The sequence below is a fragment of the Burkholderia sp. NFPP32 genome, from assembly GCF_900119325.1.
Lineage (GTDB): Bacteria > Pseudomonadota > Gammaproteobacteria > Burkholderiales > Burkholderiaceae > Burkholderia > Burkholderia pyrrocinia_C.
In genome coordinates this window covers 112984-128754 of the sequence record NZ_FPJP01000016.1, presented here as the reverse complement: position 1 = coordinate 128754, position 15771 = coordinate 112984, and the positions used below count along the sequence as shown (strand labels likewise).

The 15771-nt window shown below is 60.0% G+C and carries 12 protein-coding genes; 1 reads left to right on the top strand and 11 read right to left on the bottom strand.

Annotated elements, in window-relative coordinates:
• Positions 1–17 precede the first annotated feature (17 nt).
• The 6 genes from BT264_RS26225 to BT264_RS26200 all read right to left on the bottom strand — a co-directional run bounded on the left by BT264_RS26225 (position 18) and on the right by BT264_RS26200 (position 5558).
• On the bottom strand, positions 18–368 hold the full coding sequence (locus BT264_RS26225) for a VOC family protein (RefSeq protein ID WP_072441874.1): 351 nt from the start codon (positions 366–368) through the stop codon (positions 18–20).
• A gap of 218 nt (positions 369–586) precedes the next feature.
• A complete protein-coding gene (locus tag BT264_RS26220) occupies positions 587–1288 on the bottom strand; it encodes an ABC transporter ATP-binding protein (protein ID WP_011694813.1) in 702 nt (233 codons plus the stop codon).
• Positions 1288–2061: a high-affinity branched-chain amino acid ABC transporter ATP-binding protein LivG gene (livG, locus tag BT264_RS26215; protein ID WP_072441876.1), complete on the bottom strand. Its 774-nt coding sequence runs from the start codon at positions 2059–2061 to the stop codon at positions 1288–1290. The genes BT264_RS26220 and livG overlap by 1 nt, the downstream gene beginning before the upstream one ends.
• Positions 2058–3329 carry a high-affinity branched-chain amino acid ABC transporter permease LivM gene (locus BT264_RS26210; protein ID WP_072441878.1) on the bottom strand — a complete coding sequence of 424 codons (1272 nt, stop codon included), beginning with the start codon at positions 3327–3329 and terminating at the stop codon, positions 2058–2060. The genes livG and BT264_RS26210 overlap by 4 nt, the downstream gene beginning before the upstream one ends.
• 11 nt (positions 3330–3340) lie before the next feature.
• The gene (livH, locus tag BT264_RS26205; RefSeq protein WP_072441879.1) at positions 3341–4267 is read right to left on the bottom strand and encodes a high-affinity branched-chain amino acid ABC transporter permease LivH; all 927 of its coding nucleotides are present in this window, start codon (positions 4265–4267) and stop codon (positions 3341–3343) included.
• 172 nt (positions 4268–4439) lie between these two features.
• Positions 4440–5558: a branched-chain amino acid ABC transporter substrate-binding protein gene (locus tag BT264_RS26200; RefSeq protein WP_072441880.1), complete on the bottom strand. Its 1119-nt coding sequence runs from the start codon at positions 5556–5558 to the stop codon at positions 4440–4442.
• Positions 5559–6371: 813 nt separating this feature from the next.
• On the opposite strand from BT264_RS26200, the gene BT264_RS26195 reads away from it, so the two are divergent.
• Complete coding sequence (locus BT264_RS26195; RefSeq protein WP_072441881.1) at positions 6372–6995, top strand: hypothetical protein; 624 nt, start codon at positions 6372–6374, stop codon at positions 6993–6995.
• Between the two features lie 86 nt (positions 6996–7081).
• Here the strand turns inward: BT264_RS26195 and BT264_RS26190 are convergent, their stop codons facing one another.
• From BT264_RS26190 to BT264_RS26175, 5 genes are all read right to left on the bottom strand, one after another.
• Positions 7082–7300: a SymE family type I addiction module toxin gene (locus BT264_RS26190; RefSeq protein ID WP_051983704.1), complete on the bottom strand. Its 219-nt coding sequence runs from the start codon at positions 7298–7300 to the stop codon at positions 7082–7084.
• Between the two features lie 582 nt (positions 7301–7882).
• Positions 7883–9913, bottom strand: coding sequence for a hypothetical protein (locus BT264_RS26185; RefSeq protein WP_143155763.1), 2031 nt, complete (start codon positions 9911–9913; stop codon positions 7883–7885).
• 438 nt (positions 9914–10351) lie between these two features.
• The gene (locus BT264_RS38570) at positions 10352–10966 is read right to left on the bottom strand and encodes a hypothetical protein (protein ID WP_143155764.1); all 615 of its coding nucleotides are present in this window, start codon (positions 10964–10966) and stop codon (positions 10352–10354) included.
• A 10-nt stretch (positions 10967–10976) separates the two neighbouring features.
• On the bottom strand, positions 10977–15314 hold the full coding sequence (locus BT264_RS26180) for an RHS repeat-associated core domain-containing protein (RefSeq protein WP_072441883.1): 4338 nt from the start codon (positions 15312–15314) through the stop codon (positions 10977–10979).
• Positions 15311–15769, bottom strand: a complete 459-nt coding sequence (locus tag BT264_RS26175; RefSeq protein ID WP_072441885.1) for a DcrB-related protein — start codon at positions 15767–15769, stop codon at positions 15311–15313. The genes BT264_RS26180 and BT264_RS26175 overlap by 4 nt, the downstream gene beginning before the upstream one ends.
• Between the last annotated feature and the right edge of the window lie 2 nt (positions 15770–15771).

The following is a 15771-nucleotide window of genomic DNA, read 5'->3' as shown; positions in this document are numbered from 1 at the left end:
TGGTTCGTCGTTTTGGGTCAGCGATGCGCCAGCACGTTGACGAGCTTGCCGAACGGATCTCGCACGTAAAAACGCCGGACGCCCCACGACTCGTCGGCCGGGCCGTATTCGACGGGAATGCCCGCTGCATGAACACGCGCGAGCGCTTCGTCGAGATCGTCGACTTCGATCGACAGGTCGGGCGTCGGCGTGCCCGACCCGCCCTGCGAAGCAAAGCTGATCTGCACATCCATCTGCTCGGCGTTACCGTAGGTTGCGATCCAGCCGTGATCCATCAGCAGGTCGAGACCGAAGATCTGTTGATAGAAACGCTTCGCGTCGTCGACCGATTGCGTGTCGATATTGGCGACGATTCGTTTGACTTTCATGGGTTGTCTCCGCAGTGCGATTGAGATTCGACGCGGCAATGGCCATCTATTTGCGTCGATCCAGGCAGACCACCGAGATGTAGCCGATTCGGCTACGATCGAAGCCAAATCGGCTACCTATTTCCTGCAGACCAGCATGCCGAAGCGTCGCAAGATAGAGACCGCAGCAAGCAGGTCGGCACCGCCGCCGGCCCATTGCAGGCCGACGGCTTTCCTCATCAACCGCCGAGGTATGCCTGCTTGATCCGATCGTTCGCGAGCAAATTCGCGCCCGTATCCGCAAGCACCACGCGCCCCGTTTCGAGCACATACCCGCGATCGGCCACGCCAAGCGCCTTGTTCGCGTTCTGCTCGACCAGGAACACCGTGACACCTTCGTCACGGATCGTCCGGATGATGTCGAAGATCTGCGCGATCACGAGTGGCGCGAGGCCGAGCGTCGGTTCATCGAGCAGCAACAAACGCGGCTTGCTCATCAGCGCACGGCCGATCGCGAGCATCTGCTGCTCGCCGCCCGACATCGTGCCGGCCCGCTGCGTCGCACGCTCCTTCAAGCGCGGAAACAGCTTGAACACGTGCTCGATGCCGTCGTCGATCTCGTGACGGCTCGCGAAGAACCCGCCCATCTTCAGGTTCTCGAGCACCGTCAGGCTCGGAAACACGCGCCGCCCTTCCGGCGAGATCGCCATTCCCTGCCGCATGATCTGGTGCGTCGACATCGCGGTGATGTCGTTGCCCTCGAACAGCACGCGGCCCGACGATGCGCGCGGCGTGCCGCACACGGTCATCATCAACGTCGTCTTGCCGGCGCCGTTGCTGCCGATTAGCGTGACGATCTCGCCCTTGTTCACCTCGATCGACACGCCCGCGAGCGCCTCGACCGCGCCGTAGTGCGTATGGACCTGTTCCAGCTTCAGCATCACTCTTCCCCCAGATACGCCTTGATCACGCGCGGGTCGTTGCGGACCGCTTCCGGCGTGCCGATCACGATCGGCCGGCCGTGCTCCATCACGAGGATGCGGTCCGATACGCCCATCACGAGGCTCATGTCGTGCTCGATCAGCAGCACCGACACGCCGAACTCGCGGCGCAGCTTGTCGATCAGGTGCTGGAGCTCGATCTTTTCCTGCGGGTTGAGGCCGGCCGCCGGCTCGTCGAGCATCAGCAGACGCGGCTCGGTGATCATGCAGCGCGCGATCTCCAGACGCCGCTGGTGCCCGTACGACAGCGTGCCGGCCGGCCGGTTGGCGACCGACGTCAGCCCCATCCGTTCGAGCCATACGGCCGCGCGCTCCAGCGCTTCCTTCTCGGCTCGGCGATACGCGGGCGTCGAGAACAGGCCGGGCAGCAGCCCCGCCTTCACCTTGCGATGCTGCGCGACGAGCAGGTTCTCGACCACCGTCAGCGACTTGAACAGGCGGATGTTCTGGAACGTGCGCACGAGGCCCTTCACCGCGATCTTGTGACTCGGCAGTCCCGCGATCTGGTGGCCGTCGAGTTCGACCGCGCCGGAGGTCGGCTTGTAGAAGCCGCCGACGCAGTTGAACACCGTGGTCTTGCCCGCGCCGTTCGGCCCGATGATCGCGAACACCTCGTCGCGGCGCACGTCGAAATCGATCCCGTCCACCGCGAGCAACCCGCCGAAGCGCATCTGCAGCCCGGCGACCTTCAACAGTTCTGCATTCATGCTCATTGCGGCAGCTCCACGTGCGGACGGCTCGCGGGCAGCAGGCCCTGCGGACGCCACATCATCATCAACACCATCACCAGACCGAAGATCAGCATCCGGTACTCGGCAAAGCCACGCGCGACTTCCGGCAGCACGGTCAGCAGGATCGCCGCGAGAATCACGCCGAGCTGCGAACCCATTCCGCCGAGCACGACGATCGCGAGGATCAGCGCCGATTCGATGAAGGTGAACGATTCAGGATTCACGAGGCCCTGGCGCGCCGCGAAGAACGCGCCGCCGATGCCCGCGAACGATGCGCCGAGCGTGAACGCCGACAGCTTGATGCGCGTCGGGTTCAGGCCCAGCGACCGGCATGCGATCTCGTCGTCGCGCAGCGCTTCCCACGCACGGCCCATCGGCATGCGGATCAGGCGGCTCGTCACGAACAGCGTGAAGCCGACCAGCACCAGCGCGATCAGGTACAGGAAGATCACCATGTGCTCGCCGCTGTATTCCAGCCCGATCAGCTCATGGAAAGTCTTCGCGCCTTCGACGCTCGCCGAGCGCGCCATCTCGAAGCCGAACACCGTCGGCTTCGCGATGCCCGAGATGCCGTCCGGGCCGCCGGTGAGGCTCGTCAGGTTGTTCGCGAGCAGGCGGATGATTTCGCCGAAGCCGAGCGTAACGATCGCGAGATAGTCGCCGCGCAGCCGCAGCACCGGGAAGCCGAGCAGGAAGCCGAACGTCGCCGCCGCGATCGCGGCGAGCGGCAGGCATTCCCAGAACGACAGCCCGAAGTACTGGTTCAGCATCGCGTACGTATAGCCGCCGACCGCATAGAACCCGACATAGCCGAGATCGAGCAGCCCCGCGAAACCGACCACGATGTTCAGCCCGAGGCCGAGGATCACGTAGATCAGCGCGAGCGTCGCGACGTCCACCGCGCCGCGCGAACCGAAGAACGGCCACACGAGCCCGACCGCGAGCAGCACCCACACGACCACGCGCTGCTGCTGCGCGCCCATCGCGGGCAGCGCCGGCAGCTTCACCGCCGATTTCGCGCGCACGAGCCACGGCTTGAACAACTGGAACAGGAACACGGCCGCGACCGCGATCCACACCGGCCGCCAGTGCGGCGTGAGCACGACCTGGTAGCCATCGAGCTTCAGCTGCAGCCCGAGCACGGGGATCGTGAGGATCGCCGTCAGGAACGCGGCGGCCACGGCATTTTTCAGCGCCTGGCCGAACGATGCGTCGGCGGCCGGGCGGCGAACGGAAATGACTGTACTCATCTGCGTCTCCGTCAAACCTTTTCGATGTCCGACTTGCCGAGCAGGCCGGTCGGGCGGAAGAGCAGGATCAGCACGAGCAGGCCGAACGCGACGACGTCCTTGTACTCGGCCGGCATGTAGCCTGCGGCGAAGGTTTCAGCGAGGCCGAGCAGCACGCCGCCGAGCATCGCGCCCGGGATGCTGCCGATCCCGCCGAGCACCGCGGCGGTAAACGCCTTGATGCCCGCGACGAAGCCGATATACGGATTCAGCTTGCCGATCGTCAGCCCGATCAGCACGCCGCCGACGGCGGCCAGCATCGCGCCGAGCACGAACGTGAACGAGATCACGCGGTTCGTATCGATGCCGAGCAGGTTCGCCATCTTCATGTCCTCGGCGCACGCGCGGCACGCACGGCCCATCCGCGAATGCGAGATGAACAGCGTGAGCGCGATCATCAGCACGACCGTCACGCAGACGATCATCAGGCGCGAATACGGAATGGTCACGTCGAAGTCGCCGCCGAGGTGGATGTCGAACGCGCCGGAGATCAGCACCGGCACGGACACGTCGCGCGCGCCCTGGCCGATCTGCACGTAGTTCTGCAGGAAGATCGACATGCCGATCGCGGAGATCAGCGGCACCAGGCGCGGGCCGCCGCGCAGCGGCCGATACGCGACGCGCTCGACCGCGAAACCGTACAGGCCCGTGACGATCACCGACACGATCAGTGCGGCGCCGAGCACGAGCGGCAGCGGATAACCGGCGGAAACGCCGATCGCAGTCAGGGTCACGAGGCCCACGTACGCGCCGATCATGTAGATCTCGCCGTGGGCGAAGTTGATCATGCCGATGATGCCGTAGACCATCGAATAGCCGATGGCGATCAGCGCATAGATCGCACCCAGCGTCAGGCCGTTGACCAGCTGCTGGGCGAATTGCGGAAAGAAGTCAGTCATGTGCGGGAAGCTCCCGTTGGCGCTGTGCAGCTCGCCACGGCCGGATCACGGCTGCGGCCGCGCGCAACGCACGGTGTCGTCTCGGGCCGCCCGTTGGCCGCGGAACGGCCAAATGCGCACGCGCTCCGCCCGGGTGACGGGCAGAGCGGGTGCGCGGGGCGGGTACTCCGTATTACTTGGCGGCGGTCTTCGTCGCGTCCTTGTGCCACGTGTACACGACGAATTTGAACGCCTTCAGGTCGCCCTGTGCGTCATACGCGACCTTGCCGATCGGCGTGTCGAACGTCGTCTTGTGCATGTACGCGGCGACCTTGGTCGGATCGGTCGTCTTCGCTCCCGCGATCGAGTCGGCGATGATCTTCACCGCTGCGTACGCAGGCATCTGGAACGGGCCGTTCGGGTCGCGCTTCTTGTCCGCGAACGCCTTCACGAGCGCTGCGTTGGCCGGGTCGGCCGAGAAGTCGGCCGGCAGCGTGACGAGCATGCCTTCCGAAGCCGGGCCGGCGATGGCCGTCACGTCCTTGTTGCCCACGCCTTCAGGGCCCATGAACGTGGCCTTCACGCCCTGCTCGCGCGCCTGGCGCATCAGCAGGCCCATTTCCGGGTGATAGCCGCCGAAGTAGACGAAATCGACGCCTTGCGACTTCAGCTTCGTGATGATCGCCGAGTAGTCGGAATCGCCGGCGTTGACGCCTTCGAACAGCACGACCGGGATCTTCGCGGCTTCGAGGTCCTTCTTCACCGACGACGCGATGCCCTGGCCGTACGATTGCTTGTCGTGCAGGACGGCGACCTTCTTCGGCTTTACGTTGTTGATGATGTAATGCGCGGCGGCCGGACCTTGCTGGTCGTCGCGGCCGATCGTGCGGAAGATGAAGTGGCGCTTCTTGCCTTCGGTCAGCTGCGGCGCGGTGGCCGACGGCGTGACCATCACGATGCCTTCGTTCTCGTAGATGTCGGACGCGGGAATCGTCGAACCCGAGCACACGTGGCCGATCACGTACTTGATCTTCTGGCTGACGATCTTGTTGGCGACGGCGACGGCCTGCTTCGGTTCGCATGCGTCGTCCATCATCACCACTTCGAACTTGTTGCCGCCCGCGCCGCCTGCCGCGTTGATCTGCTCGATCGCGGTCAGCGCGCCGGCCTTCACCATGTCGCCATACTGGGCGACCGAGCCGCTCATCGGACCAGCGATGGCGATCTTCACGGTTTCCGCTTGCGCGGCGGCGGCGCCCGCGGCGAACAGCACGGCGGCGACGGAAATGGACGTAAGACGGGACAGCGTCATCTGGGAGCTCCTCGATGTTGTTTAGTCATACGGGCAAAGGCGGCATGACTTGCGCAATCGAACAGCACCCGGGGCGAGGACATGGGACACGCCCGAGACACATAGAAGACGGAACTCCGGCGGAATGTTGCGTAGCGGGGCCCGGCTCTTGCAGTCCCCGAAGGGGACGTCTGGTTCGGAAAGACATCGTGATGCGTCTTGCATTGCGCAAGCGTTTCGCCTGCCCCGCTTGCCAAAACGCTTGATCGGAGGGATGGTCCGACAGCCGTTGGCAAGGCAGCCGAAATTATATGGGCGTTTTTAAATCGTCTGTCAAAAATGCCGGTCGAGTGAGGGAAAACACGTAGGGATGGGGTGGCGGTCGGTAGCAATGACGGCGCAACCTTTTGGTGTCGACAACGTTTGCCGGCGGTGCAATCTGGTTGCTATCGGGGTGGGTTTTCTGGCGCTGTGCCTTGTCTGGATTGAGATTGGGGGATAGGCGAGCTTGCGCGGCTTGTGCCGAGGTGGGTAAAGGGTCGCATCGTCGTGGTTCAATCGACTGATGATTGGTTTAGTGGGCACCATCGCAGTGCGTCGGGTGGAGCGTCTCAAACATTCTGTTTGCCGACGGTTATCGCTGCCACGAAAGGCAATTGTTAATATTGTGAAATAATACGGATTCGCCTCCGCAATCCAGCCAGCCTTCCTCCGAGCCGCGTCCGCCGCGCCTCGTAGCCGCTTCAGAGCCGCTTCGACGGCCGTCCGTTGCTCAGCCGCCAGCCAGTGATCTGCCGTTTTTTTTCATTGCACATCACCTGATTTGGATCGCTGATGAATCATCCCTTCCGTCTTTCTTCCGCCGCCGCGTTTGCTTGTGCGCTTTCTGTTTCCACCGCCGATGCGTCGGGCCGCGATACGCTGGCCGATCGGTCGGCCGGGGCCAATGTGTTTCGCTCGGAGCGGCGTGCTGCTGCTCGTGATGATGGGCATGCGGCACGTATGAGCCGACGCCGCGTGCAGTACGCTGCGCCCGTGGAACGAAGCCCGTTCGATACGCCGGATACGCGGCCGCTGCGTGTGTCGGGCGACACGCTCGTGGCACCGCAACCTTCGTCGGAGCACGAACCCGATTTGGCATTGCCCGCGAATCGCGTCCCGCTCGGCGCGGGTGGTAACGATAGTCTTGGTCGTGCGTTGCCTGGATACGAGCAGCGCGAGCAGAACTGGAATGAATACCTGCGCGCTAACGGCTCGCGGCCGGCCGGTAGTGGCGGTTCGTATGCGCCGGCTCGTCCGTACGATGCTGCGCGTGGCCCGCATGGCGCGCCGAATCCGTTTGATCCGTCGGTGCCGCAACCGGAGACGCGCACGTTTTATGACAACGGCGCGGGCACGCATTGCACGGCTACCGGCGGTGCGGGGACGTCGCGGTCGTCTTGCAATATCGCCTGGTGATGCGCTGGGGCGGCTGATAGCAGTTGCCCCTACCCGGCGCGCTGCGCGACGTCGCGCAGCGCGGCCGCATCTTGCGGCGTTGCCCTTTACAACTGCGTGATGATCAGCCGGCCAGGCTCAATATCGATTCGCGCCTTTCGGCCCGGAACAAAACACGCATCGCTGATCAGCCACATTCCACCAATCTTCATGTACGGGTAGAACTTCTCCGGCTTGAGGTCCGTTTTCGGCGTACCCCACATTTCCTGGATCGTTACGAAACGTTCCGTCTTCGGTGGTCGTGCTTTATGATTCGCCTTAGCCATGGGCAACTCCTGTCTAGTTGGCTGTGGTTAGCGGGTCGTGAGTGTTGGTAGCACTTGCGGCCCGCGCTCGCTTACTGCGGCGTTTTGATGATTTGGAATCCTCCTTTGTTGGTGGTTCGATGGGAACGGGGGTTCGACGTGTGGATCAGGACGTGCAACGTATCCATCCACGCGCGCGATCATGATCGCTGGATATTGCCTATTAGACAGTGTTCGTTGCTTGGGCGCACGTTAGCCGTTGGTTATAGGCACGCAACGAAATCAATGCTCACGGAGATTGCGAGCGCTGATGGCGAACATCGATCTGTCGCAGTAATCGATTGATCAGAACTTGACGATTCGAAACAGTTCGATTGAATCGGACGAACTGTATGAGTTCGTCTCGATACAGGTACGACTGCTGCTCAATCTTTGTGGTCGCGCGAGGAGACCGGAAATTGCTTGCGGGTGAGGTCCGGTTTCGGCATCTCGCTCAGTCCGATCTCGACCCGTTGCCGCCGGTCATGCCGTCGCGGTTTCAAGGACCACTATCGGGTGCGAAGCGGTCACTTGAATGGTCGGCTAACAGCTATCAGGAATACCTTATCCAAGTCTCAGAGAATTCGAATATTCACTGACGAAATCTCTCGTTCCGGTCTGAGCTCGCTTTGCACGCATCGTTTCCTTCACAAAGCTTTCGGCATCCGTCGAGTAATCCAGCGCGAGAAGCAGATGCGCTACAGAGAGAAATCGCATCGATAGGAGAGGCCATTTTATGCGATCACTTTGAAAGTCGGCTACTCCTGCAGCCATCTCTCGTAAGGGCACCAAATATTTCTTCTCTATATCATCAATTCGCGCCGAAGCCTCGGGTTGGTTGGAAGACAATTTGTTCCACACGCACAATCGCAAAAATTTCGTGACGAATATATCGGCTTGCAAACTGCCGAACCCCCATAGCGATATTGAGACTCGCTCGATATCTTGCTCGTTCTTGTACAGAAGTGTTTCTGTCTTTCCATCCTCCCCCTTCAGTTCCAAGCTTCCTCTTGAAACCAATAGCTGTTCATGCTGCATAGCTTGGGTTTGCGAATGGATGAAGCTCTTCGCCATGTCGATGACGAGGTCAACGTCATTTCCAAACCGAGCGCTATAAGTAAGCAACTTGTTCTTGCATTCAAAAAATACCGTCGTTCTCCCACCCTCTACCACAAAGTCACAGTCGCCAGCCTTATTCTTCTCATCGGACCTCTTCGATTTCCTATAGTCATACGCTCCAGAAATTGACGCTATGCCACGCTGCAGGAGTTGCGCGCGCAGAAAGCGCTCGACCGAAGTTCCTAACGTGTCTCTAATGCTTTTCCTCGCTGTACAGCAGAACTCCACCACATGCTCCGCCAAAAGTGGGGCAACAAAGGAGCTAGGCAACACAAGATATTCATCGCCATGCAACTTCAGAAGCGGTCGTTTCTTATAATCCACCTTAAATTGCACTGGGAAGTGCAATTCTTGATTTGGACCAGCTAACGCATGGCTTAGAGAATCAAGATAGCCGGCCATTTTGTCTTTCCCGCACCCCATTGCGCTGGCCATACTCGAAACGGAAATTACGGTTATCTTCAGATCCGACGATTGAGCCAGAATTCGATCAGCAAGCTTTATGAGAAAGGTGAGATGTAGTCCATCGAATTTGAGCTCTCTCAATTCCTCCTCCGACCACAACTTCTGGTAAAGCCATTGAGCGTGCTTACGCTTCATCTGGCTCAAGGTGAAGATTGAGTCATATAGGACACTTTTCTGCATGTAGGACAGTAGCTGGTCTGCATCAACGAAGACTTCCTCCCAATGAGAGTAAGGCTGAAGTTCTTCTACTGCCAAGACTGCTAAGCTTAGCGCCTTCAGCGTGTCATAGGCTGATGAACTCATCCATTTTGGCTCAGCCAAGATGTGCTTCATGGCCAAATTCATCAAAAATCCCCATGGGACTTGCGGATCCGGCGAACTGGTAATCGGCCCAAGACGGCGCCCCATGAGAAACTGGCCGACATTAGATTGAAACGGAATCGTCCGCTGCATGTCGGCAAGCGTCATATCCAGTAGCCGTCGGCCCCCAACTGACTTCGCCAACGCATCGAATTTCTGCGCTAACGCCGACTGAACGGCTGGTTCCATAGGAACATCTGTACCGTCTATCTGAACCGGAAATCCTTGGTCGATCAGGGTTCGCACTGCGCGGCCGACAGCGAAGTCGTTTTTGTGAATTGTCTCAAGCGTAGATTCGTCTTTATTTATTCCATACAAGGCGGCCCTATTTTCCCAAATTAGGGTGATCGCCTCTATCCAGTCAGCATCAGTAACTTCGCGGAGAGGATGACTTTGTCGGCATATATCGCCGATGACAGCAGCGATTCCATGATAGGGGTTTAATGCCTCCCCAAAAGCCACATTACGACGAAGAATTTCACTCCGTATTGCACCAGCACGCTTCCCGCAATCCTTGGTGCCGCCAATGAGTTGAGCTACGCGCTCATAGACTTTCTGGTAATGCAATGTGGGAATATCTGTAGCTTGATTATCATCCTTCTTTGCGGCCAGAGACTCATCTACAAGTTTTTTAAATTGTCTGATATCCATTTTTCTTAATCTTAACCACTTAATAATAAGGAAGTCCGACGACATGACCCTGGCTCTTGGCGACCAAGCGACCGTTCGGTGAATGAAACTGCCTCTTGAGTGTCCACGTGACTACGTCGGGCGTAGGTCTCTTCATGGCCGACTCCAGCCCAACGTGATCGACCGAGTCGACCCGAAGCGGACCTTCGCCGGGCAGAATTCGGCACCGGGAATCTCCAGGACACGATCAGTTGCATTCGCCTCACACACTATGACTTTCCCCGCTACATCGGTCACACTCGCGGGCACACCGTGCACCTCATACGCAAACGTGTGGTCTTGCCGAAGCAGTCGGTGTATGCAGCCAGCTATCCGCGGCCACTCCACTCAGCACGCCCAATCTGGCGCTTCAAGAAAACCATTATTTCAACCATCCCTCATCAAACTCACTCGTCAACCTCACCCAAAACACTCTTTCAGAATATTTTCGTCAAACGACTTATTCCCGGAGACCTTCTTCCCCAGCAAATAATCAACATCGAGCCCATCCAACCCGACACCATTTCTCTTCGCCGCGAAAATAATGGTCAGAAACGGGTAAGAATAGTAACCTGGATTATCCATTACATCCCGAATCAATCCAGACTTGATTTCCACAACATTGATCACCCTCGGCAAATAAATACTTACCACCTTTTCGCATATCCATCGACATGTCGACTCAATCTCCATATCATTCCGTGGCAAATCAACTGCCCCACCGATATTCGGAGAAAACGACTTTACCACCTCCATGGACGTATTCATCGCAAGAACCAGACCCGTCGGTATCTTCGGCTTGTACGGTGGATTGCTGCTTTTATAAAAATCCTGAAGATCAGGGGAATCAGCGGCAGCAGAAAGAATATAGCCGTTTGCATTTTTCAGGAATCTGAATCCGATGCGCCCATTACCGATACCTTCCCGACCGACAAGAATCTCGCCCCTTGATAATTTGATGCCACTCTCACTTATATTTTCCTTGAGAGTTTCCTGCAATCTCTTTTCAAATATCTTCTTTAATTCCGCACTCATCTTGCACACCTCAATATTTCAGCACATGGAATGTTGCATCGTACGAAGTACCACGCGCACCAAGCACCTCGCCTATATCTCTATTGCCAGTTGCGATCTCGAACTGCCCAGTTTTTCCCGCTGACGGAGTAATTACCCCACCACCAATGCCATCGACGGTATTCGATGGACTCGTCATGTCGAATACACCAGATGCGCTTTGATTCTTCGTCAGACGTCCTGACCCATGTTTGGCTTCGAAAACGTGATAGTTCCCGTGGCTGTCCGTCGCAACGAAGTCGGCCCGAATTCGCTTGCCATTCACCTTCATTGTCACCTCTTCGGCAACGACGTTGAAACCGTTTCGCTCCAAGTCATACATCGATTTTTCACGACCGCGCTTTCCGCTCCATTGACTCAGGCACGTCAGCCCCCATGGATCAATCCAAGCCAGCGGATTCGGCCCATATCGATACTGATTCAACCCGCCCGCCAACCCGATCGGGTCCGGCGTGATAAACCGACCGATGTCCGGATCGTAGAATCGAAAGGTGTTGTAGTGCAGCCCGGTTTCACGATCCAGATACTGCCCCTGGAAACGCAGATTCTGTGGTCGCGGCACGTGAGTTGGTGCCGGCGCCGACGCTTGCACATTTCCCCACTCCGGTGTTGGCAACTGCGGCGCCCGCGCGATCCATTCCTCCTGCACCGCGTTACCCCAAACCTTGTAGCGGGCCTGCCAGATCAACTCTCCGTCTGCGTCGGTTAACTCCTCCGGCAACCCCGATACATCGTTGTGGAAATAGTAGACCGCATCCCGTGCATTGGCATCGTTAGCCGCCGGCTTGCCCTGATCGATCCGTGCAAGCGGCACATAGCTATTGGCCTCGTACAAGTACGTCAGCGCTTCCTCGCCCTGACGATCGTGATACGCCTCCTGCACGAGCCGCATGCCGTCCCATAGGAAATCGGTACTCGCGTAACCGCCATTGAGCTTACGAATCCGGCGGCCGAACGCATCGTATTCGAAATGCGTCGTCGCGATGCCAAGACGGTCCTTCGTCACGACGGTCTTCAACTGACTCCAGTCGTCGTATTCAAGAATCAGCTCTTTGGCCGGCCCGTGACCGCTCAGCTTGCGAACCAGCCGTCCATACGAGTCGTACTCGAAGCGCTTGTCCTCGAACATCTTGAGCCGGTTGTGCTCGACGTAGCCGCCCGGATGATCGCTCGACACCAGGTTGGCCGCCGCGTCCCAGCGAAACACTTCCGACGGCAATCCCGGCCCCGCCGCCTGTTCAATGCGACCAGTCGGGTCATATTGATAGCTCGTCGTGCCATGCCGCTGATCTCGTTTCTGGATCACGTCGCCCGCTGCATCGTATTGCCACTGCTTAGCAAGCAGATCGTCAGCCGCCCGGCCTCGCTGCGCAGCGTGCCGCGCACGACGGCCAACCGCGTCATATCCGAAATGACTGGTCAGCTTGCCCTGCGTTCGTAGCACCTCCCGATGCAGATCATCGCGTTCTATGTCGGCAACTGCAGCGCCGTCAACGCGGATCTGGTGCACGTGTCCCGAGCCGTAATGCAGCCAGTCGATCGTGCGCTCGCCGGAGATTGTGGTGCTGACACGGTTGCCAAGCTCGTCGTACGTATGCGCGAGCCAGCCGGTCGGCGTGTATTCCTCGAGAACCGCTCCGCGCGCGTCGTATTTCAAGCTGACCCGATTCTTCAGCGACGGGCCACGAGCGGCCAGCGTGTACAACTCGGCAGATGCGATTCGGCTCGCCTTGTCGTACAGGTACTCACAACGCTCATGCGTCGCTTGCTTCGCCGTCAGTCGCCCGATCGCGTCGCGCTCGTATCGCGTCTCGATCTGTCCATCTCGTACGATCGTGCCTTGGCCGCACACATCGTATTCGTACGTGCGCTTGTGGCCGTCGAGGCCGATCTGCGCAGAAACCAGATCGCGACGGTCATACTGGAAGCGATACGCCTCGCGATTTTCGTTGGTCAGGCTCGCGAGCCTGAACGCATCGTCGTAGCCGAACCGCACGACACGATTAGCCGCGTCCATCCGCGAAAGCAGCAATCCACGTGCATTGATCTCGTAACGCGTGCTGCGCTGGTTCGCGTCAATGACCTCGACAAGACGCCCGGCCGCATCGTATCGAAACATCTGACGCGCGCCATCGGCCGTCCCGATCCCTGTGACCCGCCCCATCGCATCCGCTTCGTACACGGTTGACTGGCCCGCCGCATCGGTCACACGCGCAAGCGCGCCACGTGCGTCATACCCAAACCGCGTGACCTTGCCGGAACAATCGGTGTACGAAGTCAGCTGCGCACGTCCATTCCATTCGAGGAACTTGTAACCGCCGCGCGCATCGCGGATCGTGTGCACAAGCCCGCGCTCGTCCCGGTGATACTCGGTCGCGAAGCCGGCCGGATCGCGCGTCATCGTCAGGTTGCCGCGATCGTCGTAGCGGTAGATCCAGCGCGAGTTGGCCGGATCGGTTTCCGCGACAGGCAGATCGTAGTAAGCGTTCCACTCGGTCCGCTCAACCTGCCCGAGCGCATCGATACGCTGCGTCTGCCGCCCCCGCTCGTCATATTCGAAGCGGGTCGTATGCCCGGCCGGATCGGTCGTACTGACCAACTGCCGCATCGCGTTCCACTCGAATTGCCAAACGTGGCCATCGGCATCCGTATGGCTCGTCGGCTGCTGATCCTCGTTCCACGTCCACTGCGTCACGCGACCGATCTGGTCGGTGATCGTCACCGTACGCTGAACAAGGTCCGCATTGAACGTGTATGCCTCACCGTCATCGGTCCAATGGCGCACGACACGCGCGTCGCGGCCAACGCCCTGCCACGCATAAAAGCACTGCAGGCCGCCGCGCAACGTGTGCTGGACCATCAGTCCGTGTTCGTATGCGAAGCGTCGCCCGGTGTGGCCACTGCGATCGGTAACGGCCACCAGCTCGCCGGCATCGTTGTACGCATAACGCACCAGCGTGTCGGGCTGCTCGCCGTCCACGCCACGAGTCAGCTCGATCGTGGCAATGCGTCGAGGGTGCGACTCATCGTACGCCAGCGTCAGCATGCGCCCTGCGCTGTCATGCAGCCGCGCAGGCCGCACAACCTCACCAGACGCTTCTTGCTCCACCTCGATCCAGTTACCGTTGCGATCCTCGAGACGCCACAGCTTGAGCGTCTCGCTGTCCGCATCGGTGCGGGCACGACCGAAATCGCGATACAGACCGTCGACCGTCTCGACCACGTAGTGACCGCCGGCAGTACAGATCAGGTAAATGCCTTCGGGAACGCTGAAATGGCTCTCACCCGGCGGCACGGCCGGGAACACGATGTCGCGGCCCTGCTCGTCCCAATACGTGATCGACGTGACCTCGCCATGTTCACGCGCAAGCCGCAGCTCGACACTGATCGGCACGCTCCAGCCCGGCCCGAACAAACTGTCAGCACGATCATCATGGCTGCTGTAAAAACGTCGCCACACGATAGGCAGCGGCCCGGGCAATGTGAAGTCGGTATCGTCCGTGCCATCGAGAAACTTGCCGCCGGTAATGACGTTGACCGGGTGACCGGCTGACGGCCTCGCCAAACTGCCGAGCCACGTACCGAAAGCACCGGCCGCAAAATTGATCGCAAGGCAAGGCAGCTTGCCTTTCAGAAACTGCCCCCAACTCATCTTCCCGCGGCCACACACCGCCAGCGCAATCCCGAGCGCCGCACCCAACCACCCGAGCCGACTTGCCGACTTGACGTCCCTTACCCGCTGCGTGCCGCCGCCGATGAAAACGTTATCGGAACCCTCAGCAATCGTCCCGTCGCAAGTCGTCTTGTCGCCGACGCGAGCGGCCGGATGATCGTTGATATAAACGCTCCCCGACCCATCGGCAATCATCTGCGGGCTGGAGTGATCCAGGCATGCGACGGTATCGAGATCCCCCGGCCGGGCCGCCCGCGCAGCGGCCTTGTTATTGACATAAACGTTCCCCGAACCGCTGGCGATCTTGCCTTTGATCTCGGGTGGCGCGATCGAGTCAGCCAGCGCCTTGGCGCCGTCGTCGATGGCCTCGTTCATACCACTCGCTTCCATCAGCGCGCCCGAGCCGACCGCCACGCCCACACCGATCGCAATCACGAGCGGCGTCGCCAGCCCTGCCGTGCCGATTTCGAGCGCGGCCAGGCCGACGAACACGAGCCCCTCCATCGCCTCCGCCACCAATGCGCCGACAACGGCACCGCCGATCACCGACCCGACCGTGCCTACAAGCTCACCCCAGAACGACGTGTGCTGGATCGGGTCTTCGAAGCGCGCGGCCGCGAAGTGTTCCGCGCTCACGACGCGTCACCCGGTCCGAGCAGGGTCGGTCGAGCCGCGCGCGGCTGGAAACTGGCGAGCATGCGATCGGCGATCGCCTGCTGCTCTTCGGTCAGCGGTGCCGCGCTGGTCAACGTCATCACCAGCACGCGGCCGGCGTCGTCCGACGGAAACATGGTCTGCAGTTGATGCCAGAGCCTGCCGTCCCGCTCGAGCGTGGAATCGATCTGGATGCCCGAACGGCCCACCACCGTCACAGGCCGGCGCGCCTTCTCGGTGAGCATCTTCGCATCGCGCGACGCCACTTCCCATTCGCGCGCGACAAACGCATCGATATCTTCCCCGTCGCGCAGCCGCCCACGGGCGATCACGAGGTTGAGGCCGCCGGGGCCGGCGTTCATCACGAGGATGTTGACGGTGCGGTCGAGCGCCGCGTCCGGCAGTTCGAACGTGCCTTCGTGGATAGCGTAGTGCATGG